The 6,335-nt window shown below is 24.9% G+C and carries 6 protein-coding genes; 4 read left to right on the plus strand and 2 right to left on the minus strand.

Annotation, left to right across the window (positions count from 1 at the left end; genetic code table 11):
* Positions 1-109 precede the first annotated feature (109 nt).
* The 4 genes from EPJ72_RS11190 (at position 110) to EPJ72_RS11205 (ending at position 4,938) form a co-directional block, all read left to right on the plus strand.
* Positions 110-862, plus strand: coding sequence for a hypothetical protein (locus tag EPJ72_RS11190; protein ID WP_147732223.1), 753 nt, complete (start codon positions 110-112; stop codon positions 860-862).
* A gap of 4 nt (positions 863-866) precedes the next feature.
* Positions 867-3,011: a hypothetical protein gene (locus EPJ72_RS11195; protein ID WP_147732224.1), complete on the plus strand. Its 2,145-nt coding sequence runs from the start codon at positions 867-869 to the stop codon at positions 3,009-3,011.
* Complete coding sequence (locus tag EPJ72_RS11200) at positions 3,011-3,388, plus strand: YkgJ family cysteine cluster protein (RefSeq protein WP_147732225.1); 378 nt, start codon at positions 3,011-3,013, stop codon at positions 3,386-3,388. Before EPJ72_RS11195 ends, EPJ72_RS11200 begins: the two co-directional genes overlap by 1 nt.
* 98 nt (positions 3,389-3,486) lie before the next feature.
* Positions 3,487-4,938 carry an HD-GYP domain-containing protein gene (locus EPJ72_RS11205; protein WP_147732226.1) on the plus strand — a complete coding sequence of 484 codons (1,452 nt, stop codon included), beginning with the start codon at positions 3,487-3,489 and terminating at the stop codon, positions 4,936-4,938.
* Between the two features lie 206 nt (positions 4,939-5,144).
* On the opposite strand, the gene EPJ72_RS11210 is transcribed toward EPJ72_RS11205, so the two are convergent.
* Together EPJ72_RS11210 and EPJ72_RS11215 are read right to left on the minus strand one after the other, a co-directional pair.
* Positions 5,145-5,468 carry a hypothetical protein gene (locus EPJ72_RS11210; RefSeq protein ID WP_147732227.1) on the minus strand — a complete coding sequence of 108 codons (324 nt, stop codon included), beginning with the start codon at positions 5,466-5,468 and terminating at the stop codon, positions 5,145-5,147.
* Entirely contained in the window at positions 5,465-5,941 is a 477-nt protein-coding gene (locus EPJ72_RS11215; protein ID WP_147732228.1) for a chemotaxis protein CheX, read from the minus strand. The genes EPJ72_RS11210 and EPJ72_RS11215 overlap by 4 nt, the downstream gene beginning before the upstream one ends.
* Positions 5,942-6,335: the final 394 nt, after the last annotated feature.

Below are 6,335 nucleotides of genomic sequence, written 5' to 3' on the forward strand. Positions count from 1 at the left end.
TCTATAAAATAAATTAATAAAATTTTAATAATTACAAATTTCTTTGTTAAGCTTGATTTTATCTTTATTTTGATGTATCATTACAATCTATAATAATTGGAGAACTATTTTGGAAACAATGTTAGATATCATAAATAAGGTACAATTAGAAAGTATCAAAAAACTAGATAAGGATACTTTTATATCAATAGCTAATTTATGTTCTTTCATTCCAAAATCTCTAACAGATAATAACAAATGGAAAAAACTTCCTCTATCCGCTAAAGAAGTATATAGAGTTTTGGTTGCTAATTATGACTACGAAAATGGTATAGCAAAAACTACTCATTCTCAAATGCTTAATGAAGCTGGAATTGGAGGAAATGCTACTATAGTAAAATCTTTAGATACTCTAGAAGAAAATAATTTTATTACTAGAGTTGAATCTAAAGTAAAAAGCCATTATTATCTTATGCCATATCAAGAAAAATTTTTTGCTGATATGTGCCGTTTTAGTCCGAGAGATTTTTCTGTACTATACACAATAAACAAAAAAGTTAAAAAAGAACAGCAAGTTAAACAAGCTATAGACAAATTATTCTTCAAAGTTTGTTATAATTTAAGCTGCCTTGGTATAGATAATCCGCAAAAAATAATAGAAAAATACTCTTCTGATGGAAACAAATTAAGAATAATACTATTTATGGCTGATTCGGTTTATATAGTTAAAAAGTATAATCTAAACGATAACAATATAGACCTAAATAAATATCTTATAGATTTATTAAAAAAGGGAAACATTAAAGAAAATATATTTGACAATGATAAAATGAATACTATAAGAAATATAATAATAAAAAATAAACAAAATATTACAGAGTAAAAATATGGCAACAAAAAAAACAACAAATAAAGAAGAAGCAAAAAAAACAACTGCAGTAAAAAAAACAACTGCTGCAAAAAAAACTGCTAGTAAAGAAACAGCAGCTAAAGAAACTAAAAAAGAAGCAACTACTGCAAAAAAAACTGCTGCAAGCGTAAAAAAAGCTGATACAAAAGATACTACTAAAAAAATTACTACACTTAAAAAAACAACTGCAGCTAAAAAAGCTACTAGTAAAGAAACAACAGCTAAAGATTCTGCAAAAGAAATTACTAAAAAAACCACTGCAAGTATTAAAAAAACTGATACTGCTAAAAAAGATACTCCTGTAAAATCTGAAACTGAAGCAAAAAAAACTGTAGCACCTTTGACTTCTCTAAAAAAAGATAATACACAAAAAACAATAGACAATATTTTCAAAAAAATGGCTGCTAAGGATGATACTGCTGATAAAACTTCAACTAAATCAAAAGAAACAGCTTTTCCCCCTTTAAGAACATCAGCAACTATAAGAAAAATAGAGCCTATAAAAACAACTGAAAAATCTTCTGAAAGAGAATCTATTACATTACTAAAAGAAGCTATAAGAGCTAAATCTAAAAATGTTTCAAAACCTTTATATTCTAAAAAACATTTAGTAGTAACAGATGATAAAGTGGAAGAAGAAACAATTAATAAAGAAGTTAATAATGAAATAAAAAGCAATGAAAATATTTTTAATAAAACAAGCGATATAGTAAATAATGTACTTAATAAAAAAGAAAATGAAATTGTTCTTAAAGAAAATAATGACAAACCTCAAACTTTAGAGGAAGTTGTTAAAAAATATAACTTTGATTCATTTGATAAATATAAAGAAAATGAAGATAAAATTAAAGAACCTGAAGAAATAAAAGAAGAATTAGAAAAAATAAAAAGTGATATAGAAATTATAGAAGAAAAAGTAGAGGAAAAAGTAGAAAACAAAATAGAACCTGTAAAAGAAGAAATAAAAGAAAAAGTAACTTATACTAAAGGCGATATATTTAAAAATAGAAAAGTTGTACTTCCTACAATAATGCAGCAGAACTATAATGAAGAGTCAAAATTCAATCAAGAAGAAATGGATAAAGCAATAGAAAATGCAGCTGAAATAGATGATGATACCCCAGTAGAAGATTATCCAAGTTATTCAAATAAAAAATTAAAAGAATTAGAAGAAAAAGACATTAAAATAATAGAAACTGAAGAAGAATTAAAAACATCTATTCTTCCTGAAATAGAAAAAAAACCTGTAGAACCATATAAAGTTCCAGAGCATTCTATTGACAATAAAGATGAACACAAATCAAATAAACTTATACCTATTATAGGTATTATAATTATAATATTAGGATTATCATTCTTAGGTTTTCAATTCTTAACTTCTAAAAATGATAATAATGATGATGGCTTTTATAATATTGTTACAAATGAAAATGTATTAAGTAATGAAAACCTTAATGAAATAACAAATGATTATGACAACTTATCTGATATATCAAATATAAATGCTATAAGCAGTAATAGAAATAATATTATAACTAATCAGCAAAATAATAACACAAATAAAGTTATAACTAATAATATAGCAACTAATAATAACATTGCTACAAATAATGCTATTAATAATAATAATCAGATAAAAACAAATAATAATCAAGTAAATACTAATACAACAACAGTAAAAACAAACACAATTAATACAAATGTTACTCCTCCAAAAGAACCTGAATTGCCTAATCCGCCTGTAATACCTGACCCTCCTACTCCGCCAACAACACAAAATAATAATACTCAAAACAACACTGTTTCGTATATAGACGGCAATGTATATAAAACTAAATGGACAGATACTTTAACTTCTATTGCTACAAAAGAGCTTGGAGATGCTAGAAAATGGCCTATGATATTTGCTGCTAATGATAATATATTTACAGACCCTGATAAAATAGTGTTTAATGTAAATATAATAATACCTGATGACGGCAAAAAAAAAATTGAAGATATGAATCAAACTGAAAAAAAAAATCTATATGATGCTTATATAAAAGTGTCTGATAGATATATTGAACTTGGCAAAACTAATATGGCTAATATAGTAAGAAACGCTGCTAACAACATAAAATAATGAAAAAAACTAAAAAGAAAAATGATATATTAGAATTCTCTTGTACAGGGTGTGGATTATGCTGTAAAGAAAATGGATATATATATTTCTCTTTAGAAGATATCAAAAAAGCTTCAGATTATTTAAATATGAATCCGCTTGTTTTTATTAGTAAATATTTAAAACATAGCTATTCATTAGAATATCATATAAAAGTTGATGAAGAAAATAAATGTCCTTTTTTAGATGAAAATAATAAATGTATTATAAATGATGCTAAACCAAAACAATGCTACACTTTTCCTTATTGGAATGAATATACTGATAAAAATGGTAATTTAGTATCTGGAAAATTTAAAAGACCTTGTCCGGGTGTTAAAGCTAAAAAGAAAAAATAATATAAAAAATTATAAAAAAATAGTTGTTTTATTTTTTTATGAAATATTATATACTATAACTACATATAATTATTATAATTTAAGGAAAATTAATAAATATGCCTGAAGAATTAAATATTGATAAATATATCACTCTTACTTTAGATGAAATAAAAGAAATAAAAGATAATTTAATAGCACATAATATTCCATTATTTAGAATAGATAAAGAAAATAATATCATACCATTCCCCACAGAACAATTAAGCCTTATTTTAGATAATCCTAAATATTCTAATATAAAATTATATGCTCCAAAAACCTTCTCTCATTTTATAAACGAATTTAAATTATTAAACACTAATACTGGAGCAGCATATGTAGAAACAACTAAATATGTATTTCAAACTCCAAAAGAAGCTGCAGAAGAAATGAGCAGAAAAATATCTGAAATCTCTAAAATGAGCTATAATGAAAAAGTAAATATAATTGAAACTTACAATAAAGAATTAAAAGAAATTAAAGTTGATGAGAAACACGTAATCAACAGAAATACAGCACAGCAGATAGTAGATGCTGGTAATGATGTTGGACTTATTGCTAAAGTTACAATGTTTGAAAGTATCAAAAAAATAAAAGGAAATGAGCTTACACAGGACCAAGCTAAATTAGAAAATCAAGAGATTAATGATACTACTACTTCTTTGGTAAATACAATAGTTAATATGCTTTCAAAGAATTTAGAAACGCAGAAAGTTTTTACAGAATTAAGAAATTATTCTGATGGCGGTGTAATGGCTCATTCAAACAGGGTTTTTGTTTCTTATGTGAATTTTCTTGCTTTCTATAATAACCTTATTAAAAGAAGGAATTTAATACATATCATAAGAACAGCTTTCCCTACAGTGTATAAAAAATATTATGAGAATATGACCACTTCTTCAGAAAAATATAGAATATACGAAGATTTTAGAACACTTGAAGATTGTATTGATAATGGTATGCGTTTTGTTGAAGAGAAAGAGATGAACTTGTATTCTATTGGTGCTTTGCTTCATGATATAGGAAAAGTGAAGGATTTGGATTATTTTGAAGGCGAATCTGGAAGAGATTATGAGAGAATAAAAAAGCATTTATTTAACAGCTACACTCTTGTAAGTCAAACTTCTGAATATTCGCTTGAGGTTATTTTAACTGTTGCTTTGCATCATGAATATTATGGGCTTGGTTATGGACCTTATGAGCGTTTATACAATTTAAAATTAGAAAAAGTCCCTAGCTTTCAAATACCTAGAATAATGTCTTATGAGGCTAAGGTAATAGATGATTGTGATGCCTTTGCTTATTTCCCTGCTAAGATGCTTGAGATAATAGATGTTTATGATGCTTTAATTGACCCTGCAAGAAAGTATAGAGGAGGAAAAACTTTTACTCCAGAAGAAGCTTTAAACATTATGAAAGAAGATTTTATAGAAAATCATGTGAAGTTAGACCCTATACTTTATGATGTGTTTGTTGAGTTTTTAAGCAACTCTATAGAAAAAGATTTACTTTCTTCTAAGTTGGAATAGATTTATTAGTTATAAGAACTAAATTAAAAATATTTATAGTGATTTAATTTTTATTTATATAATTTTTTATTTTATTCAACTTTTTCCCGTGCAAAAAGTTGCAAAAAGTGCAAATACTATAACTTTATATTAAAAAATATGCATTAAATATATTGTATAGTATAAAATTATATAAAAAGTTTTAGTATATAACCTAGACAAATATATTAAAATCTCAATTTCTTTTTCTTTAGAAGAAGCTCTACTAAATATTTAAGCTCATACCTTGAATAATAATCTTTTACCATAGTAACCCCTCTTTTATTGAAAAAACTAAAATATTGATGCGTTTCTAATATATTTATAAGCGATTTAAAATGTTCTTTATCTAATTTAAAACTATTTGAAACTTCTTCTATTGTGTATAATTTATCTTCATCTTGAAAATATTTATTTAAAAAAAGATTGGCTTTCTTTGATATTATTATCTTATAGACTATATATTTTATAAGAATAGTAAAAGCAAATAATATTAATAAATAATTAATCATGATGGAGTTTGATTAAATATAATTAAGTTCATAAATATCTCTCCAAGCTCTGTTTTGTAGCATATAGAAAGTATTTTATCATTTTCTCTTTCAAGCATAGATAATTGATCGCTCATTAATATTGCAGGAGGTGTCATATCTAAATCTATATGTTTAGTAGAAAGTTCATTAATAGCAGCACCAGCAACCATATTGACAAACTCTTTTATAGTTGAAATAAATATATCATCTATAACCGTGATAGATTCCATATTAAGAGCAGAAGCCAATTTGAAAGCAGTAGCCTTACTCATATTAAACATAAGCCTTCCGCTTAAATCTCCATTAATTCCAATAAAAACTATAACTCCGCCAACATGATTAGCATTTCTATATATCTTTATGCTTCCCTTGCCAACATTAGAATTAAAATAACTCTTTAATATAACAACTGTACTCTTACTAAAAGCGTTTACAACATCTAAATCAAACATATTTTATTTACCTACAATAATATTTATATATAATAGTATCGGAAATTAATCAATATTTTTTTATATAAATAAACTAATATATAAATAATAGTATATTAATAATAATTAATTTATCAAGTATAGTAATATTTTTTAGTGTCATGGAGCCATAGATATTGTACTTTTACTTGCTATAATATTTTTGATTCTTTCTTTGATTGTAATATACAATAACGAAGAAATCAATCTTTGATTGTTATAAAAATGTGTATATTCTTTTAATTTTTATCTCAATAATTCTACTGTGATATTTTTATTTAATCGTGAATAAAATTCTCTTTCGTCTATACCGTGTACTCTTTCTACTACGCCATTGTATCTTGGTGTTGCTATAGGAATATATATCCTCTCTAAT

The sequence above is a fragment of the Brachyspira pilosicoli genome (assembly GCF_008016535.1).
Taxonomy (GTDB): Bacteria; Spirochaetota; Brachyspiria; order Brachyspirales; family Brachyspiraceae; genus Brachyspira; species Brachyspira pilosicoli_A.